Raw genomic sequence first — 17,096 nt, 5'->3', positions numbered from 1 at the left:
GGAATTTGGTGCCCAGGAGAAGACTCGAACTTCCACGGTGTTGCCACCGCTAGGACCTGAACCTAGTGCGTCTACCAATTCCGCCACCTGGGCGTTGCGTCCGGCGATTGCTCGCTTTCTTCAACTACAACCACGTTTGCCGTCGTTGTGGTGGCGCACTATACGGACCAGGTTGGGTGTTGTAAACACCTGTTGTGAAAAAAATTTTAATCGCGCGCCGAAGCTGACCGCACCGGTATTTTCCAGCTTAATAGGCGCGTACCGTATGGACAGACGAACAAGGTGAAGGCGCTCTGATGGCCGATTGGAAGACCCTCGATCCCGAGGCCGCCCGCGAGGCGGAAAAATACGAAAACCCTATTCCCAGCCGTGAACTCATTCTCCAGCACCTCGCTGAGCGCGGGGCGCCCGCCAGCCGCGAGCAGTTGGTGGACGAGTTCGGGCTCACCACCGAGGATCAACTGGAAGCGCTGCGCCGCCGCCTGCGGGCGATGGAGCGCGACGCGCAGTTGATCTACACCCGCCGCGGCACCTATGCCCCGGTGGACAAGCTGGACCTCATCTGCGGCCGCATCAGCGGTCACCGCGATGGCTTCGGTTTCCTGATCCCCGACGACGGCAGCGACGACCTGTTCCTCAGCCCGGCTCAGATGCGCCTGGTATTCGATGGTGATCGTGCCCTGGCGCGGGTCGCCGGGTTCGATCGGCGTGGCCGCCGCGAAGGCGCCCTGGTGGAGATCGTTTCCCGGGCCCACGAAACCCTGGTGGGACGTTTCTTCGAGGAAAGCGGCATCGCCCGGGTGGTGGCCGACAACCCGAAAATCCAGCAGGAAGTGCTGATCCCTCAGGGCAAGCAGGGCGGGGCGCGGCACGGCCAGTTCGTCCAGGTGCGCATCGATCAGTGGCCCAGCGGTTTCCGTCAGGCGCAGGGCGAAGTGGTGGAAGTGCTGGGTGACTACATGGCGCCGGGCATGGAAATCGAAGTGGCCTTGCGCAGCTACGACATCCCCCACGAGTGGCCGCCCGAAGTGCTCAAGGAGGTCGCCAAACTCAAGCCCGAGGTGGCGGACAAGGACAAGGAGAAGCGGATCGATCTGCGGCACCTGCCCCTGGTCACCATCGATGGCGAAGACGCCCGCGACTTCGACGACGCGGTATACGCCGAGGCCCGCAAGGGCGGCGGCTGGCGCCTGTTCGTGGCCATCGCCGACGTGTCCCACTACGTGAAGGTCGATTCCGCCCTGGACCAGGAGGCCAGCAAGCGTGGCAACTCGGTGTATTTTCCCGAGAAGGTCGTGCCGATGCTGCCGGAGATCCTCTCCAATGGCCTGTGCTCGCTGAACCCCCTCACCGACCGTCTGGCGATGGTCTGCGAGATGGCCCTGTCGCGCGCCGGCAAGCTTACCGGCTACGTGTTCTACGAAGCGGTGATCCATTCCCACGCACGGCTTACCTACACCAAGGTCAGCCAGTTGCTGGAAACCCCGGATTCGGTGGAGGGCCGGCAGCTTGCCGAGCAACTGCCCCACCTCGTGCCGCACCTGCAGCAGCTCTACGCGCTCTACCAGGTGCTGCTGGGCGCGCGTCAGCGCCGGGGGGCCATCGACTTCGAGACCCAGGAAACCCGCATCGTCTTCAGCGCCGAGCGCAAGATCGCCGAAATCCGTCCCACTCAGCGCAATGAGGCTCACAAGCTGATCGAGGAGTGCATGCTCTGCGCCAACGTGGCCACCGCGCGCTTCCTGCAGCAGCACGGCATCCCCTCGCTGTACCGGGTGCACGATGGTCCGCCGGCCGAGCGTCTGGACAAGCTGCGCCAGTTCCTCGGAGAGTTGGGCCTGACCCTCAACCGCGGCAAGGGCGACCCGACCCCGACCGACTACCAGGCCCTGCTGCAGACGATCCGCGAGCGGCCCGACTACCACCTGATCCAGACCGTGATGCTGCGCTCCCTGAGCCAGGCGGTGTACAGCCCGGAGAACGAAGGCCACTTCGGCCTGAACTACGAGGCCTACACCCACTTCACGTCCCCGATCCGGCGCTACCCGGACCTGCTGGTGCATCGGGCGATCCGCAGCGTGATCCGCTCCCGGATCGCCACCGACCACGTACGCCGGGCCGGTGCCAGCAGCATGCCGAAGGCGCGCATCTACCCCTACGACGAGGCGGCCCTGGCGCAGTTGGGCGAGCAGGCGTCGATGACCGAGCGCCGCGCCGACGAGGCGACCCGCGACGTCACCAACTGGCTCAAGTGCGAGTACATGCGCGAGCGGGTCGGCGAGGTCTTCCCCGGGGTGATTTCCGCGGTGACCGGCTTCGGGCTGTTCGTCGAACTGACCGACATCTACGTCGAAGGCCTGGTGCACGTCACGGCGCTGCCGGACGACTACTACCACTTCGACCCGATCCACCATCGCTTGTCGGGCGAGCGCAGCGGTCGCAGCTTCCGCCTCGGCGACCCGGTAAGTGTGCGGGTCGCGCGGGTCGACCTGGACGAGCGCAAGATCGACTTCGAAATGGGCGAACTCGGCCCGGCCGGTCGCAAGAAACGCTCGACTGGCGATGATTCGGCCAAGACCGATTCCCGCGCGCCACGTCGGCGAGGGCGCGACGAGTCCCCGGCAGCGGACGACAATGCCAGCCTGTCAAAGCGCTCGGGCAGGGTGCAGGCGTTGCCACCGGTCGCGCCGGATATCCTGGCCCAGGCCGAGGACATGCTGGGTGGTGACGTGCAGAAGAGCCGGGCGATGAAGCAGGCCCTGCTGTCCGAGGCGCGCCAGGAGGCGACCGGCAAGAAGAAATCCCGGTCCGCCACGTCCGGCGCCACCCGGGCGCCAGGGGCAGGCAAAGGCAAAGCCAAAGGCGGTGCGGGAGCCGGGGCGGTATCCGCCCAGGCCCCGAAGAGCAAGGCTGGCAAGCATCGCAAGGGCGTCTCCAGGGCCAAGACGGCGGACGCCGCGGCACCGACCCCCCGTAAGCGCAAGGCCACGTCATGAGTCAGTTGGAAAAAATCTACGGTGTGCACGCCGTAGAGGCACTGCTGCGCCACCATCCCAAGCGGGTCAAGCAGGTCTGGCTGGCGGAAGGGCGCGGCGATCCCCGCGCACAGGCACTGGTCGAGCTGGCCGAGCGGGCACGAATCGCCGTGGGGCAGTGCGAGCGACGGGAAATGGACGCCTGGGTAGAAGGCGTCCACCAAGGCGTGGTGGCGGAGGTCAGTCCCAGCCAGGTCTGGGGCGAAGCGATGCTCGACGAGTTGCTGGACCGAGCCGAAGGGCCGCCCCTGCTGCTGGTCCTGGACGGGGTCACCGATCCCCACAATCTGGGCGCCTGCTTGCGGACCGCGGATGCCGCCGGTGCACTGGCGGTGATCGTGCCCAAGGACAAGTCGGCCACCCTTAATGCGACGGTGCGCAAGGTCGCCTGTGGCGCTGCCGAGGTGATGCCCCTGGTGGCGGTCACCAACCTGGCCCGCAGCCTGGAAAAACTGCGCCAGCGGGGCCTGTGGGTGGTGGGCACCGCTGGCGAGGTGGAGCAGGAGCTGTTCGACCAGGACATGACCGGCCCGACGGTGCTGGTGATGGGGGCCGAGGGCAAGGGCATGCGCCGCCTGACCCGGGAGCATTGCGACTATCTGGTGAAGTTGCCCATGGCCGGCAGCGTCAGCAGCCTCAACGTCTCCGTGGCCACCGGTGTCTGCCTGTTCGAGGCCTTGCGCCAGCGACGCGCCAAGGCCGCCCGCTGAAAGCCTGGGTCATCGTCTGGCTGTTCAAATAATCGCCATTCGCCTTGCGCCTCCCGAGGGGCTTCTCTAGAATGTCGCGCCTTGCCGCCTCGGCAGGCGCAGACGCGCCCCGGTGCCGGCAAGTCCATACGAAACATTCACTCCTTGCCTGACCGCACCCGTCGGCAGGCTACAACCCGTAAGGAGCATTCATGCGTCATTACGAAATCATCTTCCTGGTCCACCCGGATCAGAGCGAGCAGGTCGGCGGCATGGTCGAGCGCTACACCAAGCTCATCGAGGAAGACGGCGGCAAGATCCATCGCCTGGAAGACTGGGGCCGTCGCCAACTGGCCTACGCCATCAACAACGTTCACAAGGCTCACTACGTGATGCTGAACGTCGAGTGCAGCGGCAAGGCTCTGGCCGAACTGGAAGACAACTTCCGCTACAACGACGCCGTGATCCGCAACCTGATCATCCGCCGCGACGAAGCCGTTACCGGTCAGTCCGAGATGCTCAAGGCCGAGGAAAACCGCAGCGAGCGCCGTGAGCGTCGCGACCGCGTCGAGTCCGCGGAAGGCGCCGAGAGCGACGACAGCGACAACAGCGACAACGCTGACGAGTAATTCCCGGATCTAGTGAGGATATCCACATGGCACGTTTCTTCCGCCGTCGTAAGTTCTGCCGTTTCACCGCCGAAGGCGTGAAAGAGATCGACTTCAAAGATCTCAACACCCTGAAAGCCTACATCTCGGAAACCGGCAAGATCGTTCCCAGCCGCATCACCGGGACCAAAGCCAAGTATCAGCGTCAGCTGGCCACCGCTATCAAGCGCGCCCGCTACCTGGCCCTGCTGCCCTACACCGACAGCCACGGCCGTTGAGCCCAGGTCGTCGACAGAAGTAACGGATAGATAGAACGCATGCGCGCCCTGGCCGGTTTCATCATGCGCGGGCGCATGCAGGCCACCCTCGTGGTGGCGGGTGCCGCCGCGATGCCGTTGTTGTTCTGGCTGAGCGCTGCCGCCGGTTCCCTGGTGCTGTTGCGCCGCGGCCTCGGCGATGCCATGGGCATCGTGCTCTGGGCCTTGTTGCCCGCCGCGGCCTGGTGGTTCTTCGGTGAGCCGAGGACGCTGCTGGTGCTGGTGGGCACGCTGGGCCTGGCGCTGGTGCTGCGCTCGAGCCTGTCCTGGCGACGTACGCTGCTTTGCAGCGTCGCCCTGGGGCTGGTGTATGGCGTAGCGCTGGGCATGCTGTTCGGCGCGCCCATCGAGGCGTTGGCGGGCGAGTTGCGCAAGCTGCTGCCGCAGATGCTGCAGGGTGTCCACCAGTCGTTGTCGGTGGACGAACAGGCCCGCCTGGAAGGTATGGTGGCGCCGGTACTGACCGGACTGCTGGCGGCGTTGTTGCAGATCGCCAGCCTGCTGAGCCTGGTGCTCGGTCGCTACTGGCAGGCGGCGCTGTACAACCCTGGCGGCTTCGGGCATGAGTTTCGTGCCCTGCGGTTGCCACCGGTGATGGCGTTCGGGTTGCTCGCCGGCATGCTGCTGGGGCCCAACCTGGGGGTCCAGCTGGCCATGCTGACACCGCTGTGCAGCGTGCCGCTGGCCTTCGCCGGCGTCGCCCTGATACACGGCCTGGTCGCCCAGGGGCGGCTTGGCCGGTTCTGGCTGGTGGGGCTCTACGTAACGCTGCTGCTGTTCATGCAGTTGATCTATCCATTGCTGGTCGTCGTGGCCATCGTCGACAGCCTGTTTGATTTTCGGCGCCGCCCGGGTCGCAAGAACGGACCGGACGCACCGAACGGTGAAGGTTAAAAGTTAAGAGGTAAGACTCAAATGGAAGTCATCCTGCTGGAAAAAATCGCCAACCTGGGCAACCTGGGCGACAAGGTGAACGTCAAGTCCGGTTACGGCCGCAACTACCTGCTGCCGCAAGGCAAGGCCACCGCCGCTACCGAAGCCAACGTCGCCGCGTTCGAAGCCCGTCGCGCCGAGCTGGAAAAGGCTGCTGCCGACAAGCGCGAGTCCGCCGAGACCCGCGCCGCTCAACTGGCCGAGCTGGAAGTCACCATCACGGCTGTGGCCGGTGACGAAGGCAAGCTGTTCGGTTCCATCGGCACCGCCGACATCGCCGACGCCCTGACCGCCTCCGGCGTTGAAGTGGCGAAGAGCGAAGTGCGTCTGCCCAACGGCACCATCCGCCAGGTAGGCGAGTACGACGTGGCCGTGCACCTGCACACCGACGTCGAAGCCACCGTCAAGCTGATCGTCCTGGCCGGCTGAGTCGCGCCAGGCGGTCCGCCGCCGGAGCGGGCTTGCGTCCAGGCGCAAGGCTGCTAACAATCGGGCACGGTCACGCGCGAGCGTACCGTGCCCGTTGTCTTTTCCTATGCCCCGAATTCCGCGAAGCCCATGAACGATATCTCCGTCCCCGAGCAATACGACCTGGAAACCGCCGCACTCAAGGTGCCGCCGCATTCCATCGAGGCCGAGCAGGCCGTGCTGGGCGGGCTGATGCTGGACAACAACGCCTGGGAGCGGGTGCTCGACCAAGTGTCCGACGGTGACTTCTACCGTCACGACCACCGCCTGATCTTCCGTGCCATCCACAAGCTGGCCGAGCGCAACCAGCCGTTCGACGTGGTCACCCTGTCCGAGCAACTGGACAAGGAAGGCCAACTGAGCCAGGTCGGCGGCCTGGCCTACCTGGGCGAACTGGCCAAGAACATTCCCTCGGTGGCCAACATCAAGGCCTATGCGCAGATCATTCGCGAGCGCGCCACGCTGCGGCAGCTGATCGGCATTTCCAACGAGATCGCCGATAGCGCCTACGCCCCTCAGGGCCGCACCGGCGAGGAAATCCTCGACGAGGCGGAGCGGCTGATCTTCCAGATCGCCGAAGCCCGGCCGAAAACCGGCGGCCCCCTGGCGATCAATGACATCCTGGTCAAGGCCATCGACCGGATCGACTCGCTGTTCAACGCCGGCGACGCCATCACCGGCCTGTCCACCGGGTTCACCGACCTGGACGGCGCCACCAGCGGCCTGCAGCCGGCCGACCTGGTGATCGTCGCGGGGCGGCCGTCGATGGGCAAGACCACCTTCGCCATGAACCTGGTGGAAAACGCCGTCCTGCGCAGCGACAAGGCGGTGGTGGTGTATTCCCTGGAGATGCCCGCCGACTCCATCGTGATCCGGATGCTCGCGTCCCTCGGCCGTATCGACCAGACCAAGGTGCGCGCCGGTCGCCTGGAAGATGACGACTGGCCGCGGCTGACCTCCGCGGTCAACCTGCTCAACGACCGCAAGCTGTTCATCGACGACACCGCCGGTATCTCGCCGTCGGAGATGCGCGCGCGCACCCGGCGCCTGGCCCGGGAGCACGGCGAAATCGCCATGATCATGGTGGACTACCTGCAGCTGATGCAGATTCCCGGCTCCAGCGGCGACAACCGGGTCAACGAAATTTCCGAGATATCCCGCTCGCTCAAGGCCCTGGCGAAGGAATTCAACTGCCCGGTGGTGGCCCTGTCGCAGCTCAACCGCTCTTTGGAGCAGCGGCCCAACAAGCGCCCGGTGAACTCCGACCTGCGGGAATCCGGCGCCATCGAGCAGGACGCCGACATCATCATGTTCGTCTACCGGGACGAGGTGTATCACCCGGAGACGGAGTACAAGGGCGTCGCCGAGATCATTATCGGCAAGCAGCGGAACGGCCCCATCGGCACCACACGGCTGGCGTTCCTCGGCAAGTATTCGCGCTTCGAGAACCTCGCGCCGGGCAGCTACACCTTCGACGACGAATGATCCACCCCGGCCGCCACGCGGCCTGAGTCAGGTCAATTCGGCGCCACCCCCGGCGTGGTTAAGATGGCTGCCCGTCCCGCCTGCAAGGATTCGTCAATGCGCCCGCTCATCGCCACGGTCGATCTGGCCGCCATTCGCCACAACCATGCCGTCGCCAAGCGTTGCGCACCGGGCCGGCAGAGCTTCGCCGTGGTCAAGGCCAATGCCTACGGGCACGGCGCCCGGGAAGTGGTCAGCACCTTGCACGACGAGGCGGACGGGTTCGCCGTGGCCTGCCTGGAGGAGGCGGCCGAGGTGCGGGGCATGCACGGCACGGCGCGCATCCTGCTGCTAGAAGGTTGTTTCGAGCCGGACGAATACCGGGTCGCCGCCCAATTGGGGCTGGACGTGGTGCTGCGCGACGATGCCCAGGCCGAGGCGCTGCTGGCCAGCGACCCCCACAAGCCTCTGGCGGTATGGCTCAAGCTGGACTCGGGCATGCACCGGCTCGGCTTCACCCCGCAGGCCCTGCGCGCCTGGCACGCCCGGCTGCAGGACGCGGCGCAGGTTGCCGAATTGAACCTGATCAGCCATTTCGCCTGCGCCGACGAGCGCGGCCATCCGCTCACCGAGCAGCAGGTGGAGATGTTCCTCGACCTGCTGGACCTGGACTTCAACCAGCGCAGCCTGGCCAACTCGGCGGCGATCCTGACCATTCCCGCAGCCCACATGGACTGGGTGCGCCCGGGCATCCTGCTCTATGGCGCCACGCCGTTCGCCGACCTGGGCGCCCACGAGCTGGGTCTGCGCCCGGCGATGACCCTAGAGGCGGAGCTGATCGGCGTGCGCGAGGTGGAGCGGGGCGCCAGCGTCGGCTACGGCGCCGACTGGATCGCCGAACGGCCGACCCGCCTCGGCACAGTCTGCTGCGGTTACGCCGACGGCTACCCGCGCCACGCGCCGGCCGGCACTCCGGTGCTGGTGAACGGCAAGCGCGTCCCGCTGGTGGGCCGGGTGTCCATGGACCTGCTGACGGTGGACCTGTCGGACCATCCGGACATCGTGGTAGGGGCCAAGGTGGAGTTGTGGGGCGCCGGCCTGCCGGTGGACGAGGTGGCACAGGCCGCCGGCACCGTGGGCTACGAGCTGCTGAGCAAGGTCACCGCCCGCGTCCGCCGGCGCTACCGCGGCCACTGAGGGCGCGAGGGGCCTGGCGCACCGCCCACGCGAAGGGCCTCGGCGTGGGCGTTCCGGCACGATGGAAAGACCGACCGCCCGCGTCGGACTTGTATGTTTTTTGTGCTATATTCCGCGCCCGCGTTTTCGCGACCCCCCATTCCTAGAGATACCCCGGTGCCCGTGATGCAAGCCGCGAAGCCGCTGTTCGACTATCCCAAGTACTGGGCCGAATGTTTCGGCCCCGCACCGTTCCTGCCCATGAGCCGGGGGGAAATGGATCAGCTGGGCTGGGACTCCTGCGACATCATCATCGTCACTGGCGACGCCTACGTGGACCACCCGTCCTTCGGCATGGCGATCATCGGCCGGCTGCTGGAATCCCAGGGCTTCCGGGTGGGGATCATCGCCCAGCCGGACTGGCGCTCGAAGGACGACTTCATGGCGTTGGGCGAACCGAACCTGTTCTTCGGCGTGGCGGCCGGCAACATGGACTCCATGATCAACCGCTACACCGCCGACAAGAAGATCCGCTCCGACGACGCCTACACTGCGGGCGGCCTCGCCGGGCGGCGGCCGGACCGGGCCAGCCTGGTCTACAGCCAGCGCTGCAAGGAAGCCTACAGCCACGTGCCCGTGGTGCTCGGCGGCATCGAAGCGTCGCTGCGGCGCATCGCCCACTACGACTATTGGCAGGACAAGGTGCGCCGCTCGATCCTGATGGATGCCACCGCCGACATCCTGCTGTACGGCAACGCCGAGCGCGCGGTGGTGGAGATCGCCCAGCGCCTGGCCTACGGGCAGAAGATCGAGGACATTTCCGACATTCGCGGCACGGCGTTCATCCGCCGCGACACGCCGGTGGGCTGGTTCGAACTCGACTCCACCCGCATCGACCGTCCGGGGCGGGTCGACAAGATCATCAACCCCTACGTGAACACCCAGGACACCGAAGCCTGCGCCATCGAGCAGGAAAAGGGGGCGGCCGGCTCAGGCCCTGTCGAGGATCCCAACGAGGCCAAGGTCGTCCAGCTGCTTTCGCACCCGCGCCTGGAGCGCGACAGGACGGTGATCCGCCTGCCGTCCTTCGAGAAGGTGCGCAACGACCCGGTGCTCTATGCCCACGCCAACCGCGTGCTGCACCTGGAAACCAACCCGGGCAATGCCCGCGCACTGGTGCAGAAGCATGGTGAGGTGGACGTGTGGTTCAACCCGCCACCCATCCCCATGACCACCGAGGAAATGGACTACGTGTTCGGCATGCCCTATGCGCGCGTGCCGCACCCGGCCTATGGCAAGGAGAAGATTCCGGCCTACGAGATGATCCGTTTCTCTGTGAACATCATGCGTGGCTGCTTCGGTGGCTGCACCTTCTGCTCCATCACCGAGCACGAAGGCCGGATCATCCAGAACCGTTCCCACGAGTCGATCATCCGCGAGATCGAGGAGATGCGCGACAAGGTGCCGGGCTTCACCGGCGTGGTCTCCGACCTCGGCGGGCCGACCGCCAACATGTACCGCATCGCCTGCAAGGACCCGGAGATCGAGAAGCACTGCCGCAAGCCGTCCTGTGTGTTCCCCGGCATCTGCGAGAACCTCAACACCGATCACTCGTCCCTGATCGAGCTGTACCGCAAGGCGCGTGCGTTGCCAGGCGTGAAGAAGATCCTGATCGCCTCCGGCCTGCGTTACGACCTGGCCGTCGAGTCGCCGGAGTACGTCAAGGAGCTGGTCACCCACCATGTCGGCGGCTATCTGAAGATCGCTCCGGAGCATACCGAGCGCGGCCCGCTGGACAAGATGATGAAGCCGGGCATCGGCAGCTACGACACCTTCAAGCGGATGTTCGAGAAATACTCGAAGGAAGCGGGCAAGGAACAGTACCTGATCCCGTACTTCATCGCCGCGCACCCGGGCACCACCGACGAGGACATGATGAATCTCGCCCTGTGGCTCAAGCGCAACGGCTTCCGCGCCGACCAGGTACAGGCGTTCTACCCGTCGCCAATGGCCACCGCGACGGCCATGTACCACTCGGGCAAGAACCCGTTGCGTAAGGTCACCTACAAGAGCGATGGGGTGGAGATCGTCAAGAGCGAGCAGCAGCGTCGTCTGCACAAGGCGTTCCTGCGCTACCACGACCCGAAGGGCTGGCCGCTGCTGCGCGAGGCGCTGGAGCGCATGGGCCGCGCCGACCTGATCGGCAGCGGCAAGCATCAACTGATCCCCGCCCACCAGCCCCAGGCCGATGGCTACCAGAGCGCACGGCGCAAGAACTCCACCCCGGCCGGTAGCAAGAAGGCCGGTGGCGGTCGTGTTCTCACCCAGCACACCGGCCTGCCGCCCCGTGGCAGCGATGGCAGCAAGCCGTGGGACAAGCGCGAGCAGGCCAAGGCCGCCGCCGAGGCGCGGCACCAGGCGCACAAGGCGGCCGGCGCACGGAAGAAGCCAGGCAAGGCCCGTCCGGCGGTGCCTCGCTAAAACGCTGTCGCAGCGTCCTCCCGGTAGGGAGCGGCGTCGCTTGCTTCCCGGTGTAGAAGGGCCGGGCGAGCCCGCCGGCCGCTTGGCTCAGCCCATGCGCCTCAGGTGCAGCAGCGGAAAGGGGCGTCCCTCGCCATCCACCGGCGAACGGCCCGTCACCTCGAAGCCCATGCGCCGGTAGAACCCCAGGGCCTGGGGATTCTGCTCGTTGACGTCCAGTTCGTTCACGCCCTGTTCGGCTATGGCCTGCTCCAGCAGGTGGCGGCCCAGCCCCCGGCCATGGTGGGACGGGGCGACGAACAGCATCTCCACGCGGCACCCGCTGCGCCCGAGGAAACCGACCACGCGCCCTGCCTCGTCACGGATGCAGGACAGCTCCAGCGCGGGCAGATACCGCTCACGGATCGCTACCCGCAGCGCATGGATGTCAGCCTCGTCGAGGAAACCGTGGGTAGCCCGTACCGCCGCCTCCCAGACGTCCAGCAGGACGGGCAGGTCGGTGGCCATGGGCGTATCGAGGCGGACGTCGGGCATGGTGGGTGTTGTCGGCATGGGGCAGGCAGGAGACCCGGGCCAGTCTAGCGGGATCAGCCCGCAGGCCGAACCGTTCAGGGCTGCGGGCGCCGCGGCTTCAGGCGGATGGCGTCGTAGCCTGGCAGCGCCGGCAGGGTGTCGCTGCCCTGGGGGCCTTCGGACAGGTAGGCCTGGTAAGCCGCTCCCTTGCTGCTGTCGAACCGGTAGACCAGGTAGCGTTCCGGCGTCTCGTTTCGCCCGGGATTGGGCACTACGACATAGAAGCCGCCCGGGCCGAGGTAGAGCCATTCCGGTGCATCTCGCTCGGCGATGTTCAGCCGTTCCCAAGTGCCCCAGGCCTGGTTGTAGCGCAGCACCACACTCTGCAGGAAGTTGGAGTGGAACTCGCCGGTGAGCACCAGGACCTGCTCGCCATGGCCCGCGCACTGGGCTTCCACGAACGATCCCCTGGAACGCTCCGCCGGATCGTCTTCCGGTTCTTCGCGTTCGTCGTATAGGTATTCCGCCTTGCCCTCGAGGACCAGGTGATAGACGGCTGACCCCACCCAAGCATCGTTCCGGGTGACATCCACCCTTTTCTTTTCCGTTTCGCCCAGTGTGCAGGTGATGAGCCTCTCCGCAGACAGCGCAGGCAGGCCGCATACGAGTGGCAGCAGGAAAACAAGGTGCAGCAGCGGTTTGGGCATGGCGTTCTTCGAACAAGGACAGTTGCGGGGAATGGAGTCGCGCAGGGATTGATGCAAGCCGTCTTCTTAGCGTCTCTTGGGCACACGCGTGGTGAGCCTGGTATGCATTGCCTGAGGCGTACGGTACATCCCGAATTGGCTGGTGGCAGGCCGGCCCGCTTGGTCGGTGGCCGAGCCGGTGCACTCACTCGTCTTCGCTATGGATTTGCTCGATCTCCATCACGTCATAACCGTCCCGGGCGGGAAGGACGTCGCTGACGGCGGGTTCTTCGACGCCCTCCGCAGGGGTGGGAAAGTGGTAGACGAGGTACTGCTTGTCGCTTTCGTAACCCTGGTTCGGAATCACCGCCAGCATTCCATCGCGGCCCAGGTAGAGCCAGCGCGGCGTGGCCTTCTCCGCGAAGATCAGGACTTCGGTTTTATGGGTGGCGGGGTTCTTCCGGACCACCGCGCCCTTGAGATACGGGGAGGCGCTCTCGTAGACGAAGAACAGGGTGTTGCCAAGGCACTGGGCGGACAGCTCATGGCCGACGTACTCGATGGCCGGCATGTCCTGAAACGCTGGTCGGGTCTCGCCATCGATGTCCAGCAGCGGGGTTTCCCGGTCATAGCCGTCGGGCTGGCCCAGCAGCGCCGCCCGGCTGCCATCGACCATGGTGCAGGCGAGCACCGAGCGAGGCGGCGCCTCCTTGCCCGGGTAGGGGGGCTGGTCGGCCCGGGCCGCGAGGGCCAGGGTTCCCAGCAGGACGGAGGCGAGCCAGGGGCGCATCTTCATTTGAGGGTATCGTAGAGCGGTTGCATGGAGTCCGGCCGGGCCCGCAGGCGGGTGGCCGCCAGGCTGATCTTGGCGTAGTAGACGCCATTGCGCAGGCCACGGTACTGCTTGTAGCCATCTTCCACAGAGCCGGCGCTGTCGACGCAGTACTGCATGTATTCGGTGCCCAATTGGATGTTGGTGGCTTCGTCGAAGATCAGCGCGCTGGAGTGCATTGCCTTGCCTTCGGCCATGCAGGCTTCGAACTCGGCCTTGTCGCGGATCTTGTGCTTGAGCTCCTTTTCCTTGCGGGTCTGGTAGACCTGCTTCACCGCGGCCAGGGTCATCTGCATCAGCCCCTTGGCACTGCTGCCGGGAGCCTTGGCCATGGCGTCGAAGCGCGACTCCATGTAGATCTGGCAGATGATCAGGTCGTTATCCAGCGTGGAACGGTTGTTGGCCGTCACGAGGCGGCGGATTTCCTGCAGGCGTGCCCGATCCGCGGGGCTAGTGCGGTCGATGCCTTCGCCGGAGCCCTGGCTGCCCACCGGGCCGGGGGCGGGACTGAGGGAGCGGCACAGGGTGCCGCTGTCGATGGCGCCGCTGCGCGTGGCGCAGGTCGGTCCGGGAATGCGGTAGCCGGTCATGCTGTCTTCCTGGCTTGTCACGGGAGGCGCGACCGGCCGCGGCATGGGCCTGGCGCGCGAAAGGTCCCACTATTGGCAAAATCCGGGCGGGACGCCAGCCTCGCCTGTCGATTAGCAGACCGGCGTCACACAAGCCGGGGGCGCCGCGACGGACGAGCCGAACGGTGTCCCGGTCGGGTTCGGCGCCTGCGTCTCGTTGCCGCAACCACTGGGAACCGCGCCGCTTATCAGGCAGTCTGGAATACGGCTACGTATGCCAATCTGCCAAGGAGACATCCAATGATTCGCAAGCTCATCGTCGCATCCGTGCTGGCCGCCGCCAGCCTGCCGGTCCTGGCCGCCGAATGCGAGGTCGAGGTGCATTCCACCGACCAGATGTCCTATACCACCAAGGCCATCGACATCAGCAAGAGCTGCAAGACCTTCACCGTCAAGCTCACCCACGACGGCAAGCTGCCGAAGAACGTGATGGGCCACAACTGGGTGCTGAGCAAGACGTCCGACATGGCCGGCATCACCACGGACGGCATGAGCGCCGGCGTGGACAACAACTACCTGAAGGCCGACGACGCCCGTGTCATCGCCCACACCAAGCTCATCGGTGGCGGCGAGTCCGATTCCGTGACCTTCGACGTATCCAAGCTGCAGGCCGGCGAGGACTACCAGTTCTTCTGCTCCTTCCCGGGGCACTCCTCGATGATGAAAGGTGCGGTGAAACTGGTCGACTGACCGTTCGCCCGCTTCGCCAGATGCCCCGGCCTTGTCTGGGGCGTTTCGTTTTGGGGCACGGCGATTCCTTTGGCGCTGCAACGGCCGTTCGGGCCACCCGTTGAACAGGGGGAATAACCGGTCGATGCGCCATTACGAGGCGCTCGATACGGTGCCTGCACCAGGCTGGCGCTTTTTGGGAAAACGGGGCGCAGGCGTTACAGAAAGTAAAGATCAGTGCCCCGAGTGGGGCGTTACAGATCAGTCGCGGAAAACAGTCGGCCCACGGGTCGTCGGGAAAGTCTACGCAAAAGCGACGTTTTTTTAACTGGAAACTACTTTTGAAGGGGCTGGAGCCCCGCGCAAAAAGACTGGCATAAGCCTTGCTGTTGCACGGGGGCCAATACCTATAACTCCCCTCGGAGCATGCTGCATGTCGAAGATTCTTCAGAAAGGCTTTCTGGCTCTCGCAGTGTCCACCGCCATGGGCTTCGCCCATGCCGATATCGTCGTCGCCGTCGCCGCTCCGCTCACCGGCGGCAACGCAGCGTTCGGGGAACAGTTGTGGCGGGGCGCCGAGCAGGCGGCCAATGACATCAACGCGGCCGGCGGTATCAATGGCGAGAAGATCAAGCTGGTGAAAGGCGACGACGCCTGCGAGCCGAAGCAGGCCGTGGCCGTGGCCAACCGGCTGGTGGACTCCGACAAGGCGGTGGCGGTGATCGGCCACTTCTGCTCGTCCTCCACCATCCCCGCCTCGGAGATCTACGACGAGGCCGGCATCATCTCCATCACCCCGGCGTCCACCAACCCGCAAGTGACCGAGCGCGGCCTGAACGGCGAATTCCGCATGTGCGGCCGTGACGACCAACAGGGCATCGTCGCTGGCGACTATATCGTCGACGTGCTCAAGGCCACCAAGGTCGCCATCGTCCACGACAAGGACACCTACGGCCAGGGCCTGGCCGACGCCACCAAGGCGCAGCTGGCCAAGCGCGGCATCAAGGAGGTGCTCTACGAGGGCCTGACCCGCGGTGAGAAGGACTTCAACGCCCTGGTCACCAAGATCCGTTCCTCCGGCGCCGAAGTGGTGTACTTCGGCGGCCTGCACCCCGAGGCCGGCCCGCTGGTCCGGCAGATGCGCGAGCAGGGCGTGAACGCCAAGTTCATCTCCGGCGATGGCGTGGTCACCGACGAACTGGTCACCACCGCTGGCGGCCCGCAGTACACCAAGGGCGTGCTGATGACCTTCGGCGCCGACCCGCGGTTGATCGCCGACGGCAAGGCGGTGATCGAGAAATTCCGCAGCAGCGGTTACGAGCCCGAGGGCTACACCCTGTACTCCTACGCTTCCATGCAGGCCGTGGCCGCTGCCTTCAAGGGCGCCGGCAGCACCGAAGGCGCGGCCGCCAGCGCCTGGCTGAAGAGCAATCCGGTGGAAACCGTCATGGGCAAGAAGGAGTGGGACAAGAAAGGCGACCTGAAAGTCTCCGACTACGTGATGTACGAGTGGGACGACCAAGGCAAATACCACCAGAAGTAAACCGCTCTCCTGACGCGGGATCGCCTTCGGGCATCCCGCCGTCGCCGTTCCCGGCCGTGTCGCGACCGGCCCGCTCACGAGGCGGGTCGGTCGCCGGCGCGCCGCCGTTCTTCCCTACGCCTATGAGAATGACTTCATGGACGGTATTTTCCTGCAACAGCTGATCAACGGGCTGACCCTCGGGTCCGTCTATGGGCTGATCGCCATCGGTTACACGATGGTCTACGGCATCATCGGCATGATCAACTTCGCCCACGGCGACGTGTACATGATCTCCGCCTACCTCGCGGCCATCGGCCTGGCCGTGCTGGCCTTCTTCGGCGTCCAGTCGTTCCCGCTGCTGATCCTCGGCACCCTGGTGTTCACCATCGTGATCACCGGCGTCTACGGCTGGACCATCGAGCGCATCGCCTACAAGCCGCTGCGCAACTCCACCCGCCTGGCGCCGCTGATCAGCGCCATCGGCATGTCGCTGATCCTGCAGAACTACGTGCAGATCGCCCAGGGCGCCCGCCAGCAGGGCGTGCCCACCCTGCTGGACGGCATCATCAAGTTTCACGTCGGCACCGGCTACGTGCAGCTCACCTACACCAAGCTGTTCATCATCGTCGTGTCGCTGCTGGGCATGGGCGTGCTCACCTACGTGATCCAGCGCACCAAGCTGGGCCGCATGTGCCGTGCCACCCAGCAGGACCGCAAGATGGCCTCGATCCTCGGCATCAACACCGACCGGGTGATCTCCTACGTGTTCGTCATCGGCGCGTCCATGGCTGCCCTGGCCGGCGTGCTGATCACCATGAACTACGGCACCTTCGACTTCTATGCGGGCTTCATCATCGGCATCAAGGCGTTCACCGCCGCGGTGCTCGGCGGCATCGGCTCGCTGCCCGGCGCGATGCTCGGCGGAATGATCCTCGGCATTGCCGAGGCGCAGTTCTCCGGGCTGGTGAATTCCGACTTCAAGGACGTGTTCTCCTTCTCCCTGCTGGTCATGATCCTGATCTTCCGTCCCCAAGGGCTCATGGGCAGACCCCATGTAGCGAAGGTGTAAGC

16 protein-coding genes and 1 tRNA gene are annotated in these 17,096 nt (G+C 65.6%); 12 read left to right on the top strand and 5 right to left on the bottom strand.

From position 1 onward, the window contains the following. Positions 1–6: 6 nt before the first annotated feature. A tRNA-Leu gene (locus tag FM069_RS14730) sits at positions 7–93 on the bottom strand. A gap of 203 nt (positions 94–296) precedes the next feature. Here FM069_RS14730 and rnr point away from each other — a divergent pair. From rnr to FM069_RS14685, 9 genes are all read left to right on the top strand, one after another. Continuing rightward, positions 297–2,996: a ribonuclease R gene (rnr, locus tag FM069_RS14725; RefSeq protein ID WP_143489124.1), complete on the top strand. Its 2,700-nt coding sequence runs from the start codon at positions 297–299 to the stop codon at positions 2,994–2,996. Continuing rightward, complete coding sequence (gene rlmB / locus FM069_RS14720) at positions 2,993–3,745, top strand: 23S rRNA (guanosine(2251)-2'-O)-methyltransferase RlmB (protein WP_143489123.1); 753 nt, start codon at positions 2,993–2,995, stop codon at positions 3,743–3,745. The genes rnr and rlmB overlap by 4 nt, the downstream gene beginning before the upstream one ends. Positions 3,746–3,936: 191 nt before the next feature. Next, complete coding sequence (gene rpsF / locus FM069_RS14715; RefSeq protein WP_143489122.1) at positions 3,937–4,353, top strand: 30S ribosomal protein S6; 417 nt, start codon at positions 3,937–3,939, stop codon at positions 4,351–4,353. Between the two features lie 26 nt (positions 4,354–4,379). Beyond that, positions 4,380–4,610 (top strand): 30S ribosomal protein S18, encoded by a 231-nt coding sequence (gene rpsR / locus FM069_RS14710; RefSeq protein WP_003452992.1) that lies wholly within the window; start codon positions 4,380–4,382, stop codon positions 4,608–4,610. Positions 4,611–4,649: 39 nt separating this feature from the next. Continuing rightward, positions 4,650–5,543: a YybS family protein gene (locus FM069_RS14705; protein ID WP_143489121.1), complete on the top strand. Its 894-nt coding sequence runs from the start codon at positions 4,650–4,652 to the stop codon at positions 5,541–5,543. A 21-nt stretch (positions 5,544–5,564) separates the two neighbouring features. Beyond that, positions 5,565–6,011 carry a 50S ribosomal protein L9 gene (gene rplI, locus FM069_RS14700; RefSeq protein ID WP_143489120.1) on the top strand — a complete coding sequence of 149 codons (447 nt, stop codon included), beginning with the start codon at positions 5,565–5,567 and terminating at the stop codon, positions 6,009–6,011. Positions 6,012–6,140: 129 nt separating this feature from the next. Next, positions 6,141–7,535, top strand: coding sequence for a replicative DNA helicase (gene dnaB, locus FM069_RS14695; protein ID WP_143489119.1), 1,395 nt, complete (start codon positions 6,141–6,143; stop codon positions 7,533–7,535). Positions 7,536–7,631: 96 nt separating this feature from the next. Next, positions 7,632–8,711: an alanine racemase gene (alr, locus tag FM069_RS14690; RefSeq protein WP_143489118.1), complete on the top strand. Its 1,080-nt coding sequence runs from the start codon at positions 7,632–7,634 to the stop codon at positions 8,709–8,711. Between the two features lie 165 nt (positions 8,712–8,876). Continuing rightward, entirely contained in the window at positions 8,877–11,171 is a 2,295-nt protein-coding gene (locus FM069_RS14685) for a YgiQ family radical SAM protein (RefSeq protein ID WP_143489117.1), read from the top strand. Between the two features lie 87 nt (positions 11,172–11,258). On the opposite strand, the gene FM069_RS14680 is transcribed toward FM069_RS14685, so the two are convergent. The 4 genes from FM069_RS14680 to FM069_RS14665 all read right to left on the bottom strand — a co-directional run bounded on the left by FM069_RS14680 (position 11,259) and on the right by FM069_RS14665 (position 13,792). Continuing rightward, positions 11,259–11,705, bottom strand: a complete 447-nt coding sequence (locus FM069_RS14680) for a GNAT family N-acetyltransferase (RefSeq protein WP_143489116.1) — start codon at positions 11,703–11,705, stop codon at positions 11,259–11,261. 74 nt (positions 11,706–11,779) lie between these two features. After that, positions 11,780–12,250, bottom strand: a complete 471-nt coding sequence (locus FM069_RS14675) for a hypothetical protein (RefSeq protein ID WP_143489115.1) — start codon at positions 12,248–12,250, stop codon at positions 11,780–11,782. Between the two features lie 325 nt (positions 12,251–12,575). Further along, positions 12,576–13,166, bottom strand: coding sequence for a hypothetical protein (locus FM069_RS14670; protein ID WP_143489114.1), 591 nt, complete (start codon positions 13,164–13,166; stop codon positions 12,576–12,578). Further along, the gene (locus tag FM069_RS14665; RefSeq protein WP_143489113.1) at positions 13,163–13,792 is read right to left on the bottom strand and encodes a transglycosylase SLT domain-containing protein; all 630 of its coding nucleotides are present in this window, start codon (positions 13,790–13,792) and stop codon (positions 13,163–13,165) included. Before FM069_RS14665 ends, FM069_RS14670 begins: the two co-directional genes overlap by 4 nt. Positions 13,793–14,071: 279 nt before the next feature. On the opposite strand from FM069_RS14665, the gene azu reads away from it, so the two are divergent. The 3 genes from azu to FM069_RS14650 all read left to right on the top strand — a co-directional run bounded on the left by azu (position 14,072) and on the right by FM069_RS14650 (position 17,094). Further along, positions 14,072–14,521 carry an azurin gene (gene azu / locus FM069_RS14660; protein ID WP_143489112.1) on the top strand — a complete coding sequence of 150 codons (450 nt, stop codon included), beginning with the start codon at positions 14,072–14,074 and terminating at the stop codon, positions 14,519–14,521. Between the two features lie 412 nt (positions 14,522–14,933). After that, entirely contained in the window at positions 14,934–16,043 is a 1,110-nt protein-coding gene (locus tag FM069_RS14655) for a branched-chain amino acid ABC transporter substrate-binding protein (protein WP_143489111.1), read from the top strand. A 136-nt stretch (positions 16,044–16,179) separates the two neighbouring features. Next, a complete protein-coding gene (locus FM069_RS14650; protein ID WP_143489110.1) occupies positions 16,180–17,094 on the top strand; it encodes an ABC transporter permease subunit in 915 nt (304 codons plus the stop codon). The last annotated feature ends 2 nt before the right edge of the window (positions 17,095–17,096 follow it).

Source organism: Pseudomonas mangiferae (genome assembly GCF_007109405.1).
Classification (GTDB): Bacteria; Pseudomonadota; Gammaproteobacteria; order Pseudomonadales; family Pseudomonadaceae; genus Pseudomonas_T; species Pseudomonas_T mangiferae.
Note: the sequence above shows the minus strand (reverse complement) of the source record. Positions and strands in the feature narration are given on the sequence as shown.

Excerpts from the sequence above, each read along its gene's own strand:
- rnr (WP_143489124.1), top strand. The coding sequence starts at position 297 with ATGGCCGATTGGAAGACCCTCGATCCCGAGGCCGCCCGCGAGGCGGAA.
- FM069_RS14655 (WP_143489111.1), top strand. The coding sequence starts at position 14,934 with ATGTCGAAGATTCTTCAGAAAGGCTTTCTGGCTCTCGCAGTGTCCACC.
- FM069_RS14670 (WP_143489114.1), bottom strand. The coding sequence starts at position 13,166 with ATGAAGATGCGCCCCTGGCTCGCCTCCGTCCTGCTGGGAACCCTGGCC.
- alr (WP_143489118.1), top strand. The coding sequence starts at position 7,632 with ATGCGCCCGCTCATCGCCACGGTCGATCTGGCCGCCATTCGCCACAAC.
- rpsF (WP_143489122.1), top strand. The coding sequence starts at position 3,937 with ATGCGTCATTACGAAATCATCTTCCTGGTCCACCCGGATCAGAGCGAG.
- rlmB (WP_143489123.1), top strand. The coding sequence starts at position 2,993 with ATGAGTCAGTTGGAAAAAATCTACGGTGTGCACGCCGTAGAGGCACTG.
- FM069_RS14685 (WP_143489117.1), top strand. The coding sequence starts at position 8,877 with ATGCAAGCCGCGAAGCCGCTGTTCGACTATCCCAAGTACTGGGCCGAA.
- FM069_RS14665 (WP_143489113.1), bottom strand. The coding sequence starts at position 13,792 with ATGACCGGCTACCGCATTCCCGGACCGACCTGCGCCACGCGCAGCGGC.
- rplI (WP_143489120.1), top strand. The coding sequence starts at position 5,565 with ATGGAAGTCATCCTGCTGGAAAAAATCGCCAACCTGGGCAACCTGGGC.
- rpsR (WP_003452992.1), top strand. The coding sequence starts at position 4,380 with ATGGCACGTTTCTTCCGCCGTCGTAAGTTCTGCCGTTTCACCGCCGAA.
- azu (WP_143489112.1), top strand. The coding sequence starts at position 14,072 with ATGATTCGCAAGCTCATCGTCGCATCCGTGCTGGCCGCCGCCAGCCTG.
- FM069_RS14650 (WP_143489110.1), top strand. The coding sequence starts at position 16,180 with ATGGACGGTATTTTCCTGCAACAGCTGATCAACGGGCTGACCCTCGGG.
- dnaB (WP_143489119.1), top strand. The coding sequence starts at position 6,141 with ATGAACGATATCTCCGTCCCCGAGCAATACGACCTGGAAACCGCCGCA.
- FM069_RS14680 (WP_143489116.1), bottom strand. The coding sequence starts at position 11,705 with ATGCCCGACGTCCGCCTCGATACGCCCATGGCCACCGACCTGCCCGTC.
- FM069_RS14705 (WP_143489121.1), top strand. The coding sequence starts at position 4,650 with ATGCGCGCCCTGGCCGGTTTCATCATGCGCGGGCGCATGCAGGCCACC.